The organism is Stenotrophomonas sp. SrG, assembly GCF_050031795.1.
Lineage (GTDB): Bacteria > Pseudomonadota > Gammaproteobacteria > Xanthomonadales > Xanthomonadaceae > Stenotrophomonas > Stenotrophomonas rhizophila_A.
The window spans coordinates 1-251 of record NZ_JBNBBE010000585.1 but is presented as its reverse complement, the minus strand read 5'-3'; the positions used below and the strand labels follow the sequence as shown (position 1 = coordinate 251).

General features: G+C 60.6%; 1 protein-coding gene. It reads right to left on the bottom strand.

Annotated features, from left to right (window positions below):
- Nucleotides 1–171 (bottom strand): helix-turn-helix domain-containing protein (locus ACQG3P_RS20935; protein ID WP_426806129.1); only part of this gene is annotated, 171 nt, incomplete at its 3' end.
- Nucleotides 172–251 lie beyond the last annotated feature (80 nt).

Sequence of the window (251 nt, the reverse complement as noted above, 5' to 3'; positions counted from 1 at the left end):
CAGCCGCACCGCACGGGTGCTCCGGTAGAACAGCTGCCGGCCCAGTTCCTTTTCAAGCGTGGCGATGAAACGGGACACCGACGATGCCGGTACCTGGAAATGCCGGGCGGTCGCGAGACAGCTGCGTGTGGTGGCCACCATCAGGAAGTAGCGCAGGGCCTTGAGCTGCATGGGAATGCTCCGCTCATGCTGTTTCAGCAATTGTGATTTGCCGTGTGGCGGGATTGTAGCTGTATCGGCATCTACCTACG